At 69.8% G+C, this 2,136-nt stretch carries 4 protein-coding genes; 2 read left to right on the forward strand and 2 right to left on the reverse strand.

Annotation, left to right across the window (positions count from 1 at the left end):
* Window positions 1–366: 366 nt before the first annotated feature.
* On the forward strand, window positions 367–687 hold the full coding sequence (locus tag ABD369_RS40400) for a hypothetical protein (RefSeq protein WP_344641628.1): 321 nt from the start codon (window positions 367–369) through the stop codon (window positions 685–687).
* A 111-nt stretch (window positions 688–798) separates the two neighbouring features.
* On the opposite strand, the gene ABD369_RS40405 is transcribed toward ABD369_RS40400, so the two are convergent.
* On the reverse strand, window positions 799–1,149 hold the full coding sequence (locus ABD369_RS40405) for a type II toxin-antitoxin system PemK/MazF family toxin (RefSeq protein WP_344641629.1): 351 nt from the start codon (window positions 1,147–1,149) through the stop codon (window positions 799–801).
* Complete coding sequence (locus ABD369_RS40410) at window positions 1,146–1,391, reverse strand: hypothetical protein (RefSeq protein ID WP_344641630.1); 246 nt, start codon at window positions 1,389–1,391, stop codon at window positions 1,146–1,148. The genes ABD369_RS40405 and ABD369_RS40410 overlap by 4 nt, the downstream gene beginning before the upstream one ends.
* Before the next feature lie 375 nt (window positions 1,392–1,766).
* Here ABD369_RS40410 and ABD369_RS40415 point away from each other — a divergent pair.
* Window positions 1,767–2,136: glycosyltransferase family 39 protein (locus ABD369_RS40415; protein ID WP_344641631.1), on the forward strand; the 370-nt coding region annotated here is incomplete at its 3' end.

A 2,136-nucleotide genomic window follows, 5' to 3' on the forward strand; every position in this document is an offset into this window, starting at 1 on the left:
GCGTCCAACTCCACCTCCTCGAACTCCTCGGCATCGAAGTCACCCGAACCCGCTGGCCACAGACCTGAAACGGTGACCTGCGAAGTACGGGGCTAGGCGACCCAAGCATTCCCGCATACCTGCAGGACCGACCCCAGCCACCATCCGAACAGCAAAAACGCCCCACCGAGGAGACCGGAGACATCCAGGAAGCCAGCGCCGTCGTCTGAAGCAACCTGCAGGACCGCAGGTCAACGCACTGCCCCCTGCAGATTCACTCAGAGATCACAATCACCGGGGTGTCGTGATCACGCGAATGGGCCGATACACAGATGGATCACGTGGGAACCGTTTGCGGAGTCCCATCCTGACCAGGGAGGTTCCCCCATGAAACGACTGCTCTTCGTGACCGGCATCGCCGCCGCGGTCCTGGGCCTGACCGGTGTCGGCGCCGCCGGCGCGGCCGACGGAAGCGCTCACCAGGCCGCTGCCGGCACCCCCGGCAAGCGGGTCGGTGAAGTGATCCAGTGCCACGAGGTGAGCCACGAGCTGCCGACCGTGTTCGGCCGCTCCTGCGACAGCACCGCCTGGGGGCCGCTGAGCGACTTCACCCTCATCGACCGGGCGTCGGGCCAGGCGTACAGGTGTCAGGCCGGCTGGGCCGAAGGCTCCCTGTGGGTGAGCGGCCAGGACTGCCGCCGGGCCTGATTGGCGGTCGGCTCCGGGTGCCGGCGTGAGCGGTACCCCGTCGCCGCGGGCGGGGGTTTCCGGGCTGGTGTGCGGCCCCGGGCGGCATCTGCGGCCCCGGGGCGGGGGGTGTTAGAGGTCGATCATCATCCGCAGGTAGGTGCGGATCTCGTCCGCTTCCTTGTCGGTGACGGTGCCGAGTGGGCGGGGGCCGATGAGGCGCTGTTCGGAGATGGTGCGGACGTCGTCGGTGCGGGCCCGGCTGGGCCGGTTGAGGCCGGAGTGGGGGGAGGTGACGGGGACGTGGTGGGGGAGGCCGCGGTCGGCGGTGGTGAGGGGGACCACGATGGCCATGGCGGTGGGGAAGGCGGCGAACAGGGGGCTGGAGACGACCACGACGGGGCGTCGGCCGGCCTGCTCGGAGCCGATGACCGGGGAGAGGTCGGCCATCCAGACCTGCCAGGGGGCGGACTTGCGGCTCACGCCTCACCGCCCAGGCCGTCGCCGGCCACGGCGTCCCACTCGTCCAGCTCGCTCCCGTAGTCGGCCCACGCCTTCGGGTCGGCCTCCAGGCAGGCGTAAGCGGCCAGTATCCGGGCCTTGCGATGCTCGGTCAGCAGGTGCTCCAGCGCGGCATTCAGCGTGACCCCGCCGAGGTCGTCGGCCGCCAGGCGCGCAAGCTCATCGCGCACCTCGGCCCGCACCTTTATCGTCGTCATCGCCATACCAGACAGGATACCCAGTGGTATACCATTGGCATACCTGGCATACCTGGCATACTTGTACGCGGCGCCGTCTTCCGGCCGGGGATGCAACAACGCGGGGGTGCAACGCGGTCCATGAGCCCTCTGACGGGCATTTCCGCAGGTCAGGGGTTCAACGCTGCCGTTGTGTTGCACCCCGTGCTGCACCTCGCGTTGCAGTTGCTGGCGGGGTTGTCCCGTGCCAAAGAACCTTGACCGGGTGCCGCCGAAGTTTGACCACTGCGCGATTCTTGCCAGTTCCGGCTGATCTCGCAGGGCAGCGCGTTGGCATCCGTGTCGGGCGGCTCATTGTTAATTCTCGTCTCGGGCGCCGTGCCGGGCGGTCAGGATGAGGGCATGCGTATTCGGGAGGATGCACAGCCGTGTCTGGGGCCGTTCGCGGCCGGGCCGGTCGGGGGGATCGCGGCCGCTGCCGCGGCGTTGTTGATCGCATTGTCGGGCCGCTACGGCTTCCACCGCGATGAGCTGTACTTCCTGCTCGCTGGTCGCCACCTGGCCTGGGGCTACCCGGACCAGCCGCCGCTCACCCCGCTGCTGGCCAAGCTCGGCGCGGAGCTGTTCGGCGCGACCCCGACCGGGGTGCGGATCGTGCCGGCGCTGCTCGCCGCCGCCTCGATCACGCTCACCGCGTTGATCGCCCGCGAGCTGGGCGCCGGGCGCGGCGGGCAGGTGCTCGCGGCAGGGGCGGCGGCCTGCTCGGGCTACG

The organism is Kitasatospora cystarginea (assembly GCF_039533515.1).
GTDB classification, from domain to species: domain Bacteria; phylum Actinomycetota; class Actinomycetes; order Streptomycetales; family Streptomycetaceae; genus Kitasatospora; species Kitasatospora cystarginea.

Coding starts and splice junctions, on each gene's coding strand:
- ABD369_RS40400 (WP_344641628.1), top strand. CDS start 367: ATGAAACGACTGCTCTTCGTGACCGGCATCGCCGCCGCGGTCCTGGGC.
- ABD369_RS40410 (WP_344641630.1), bottom strand. CDS start 1,391: ATGGCGATGACGACGATAAAGGTGCGGGCCGAGGTGCGCGATGAGCTT.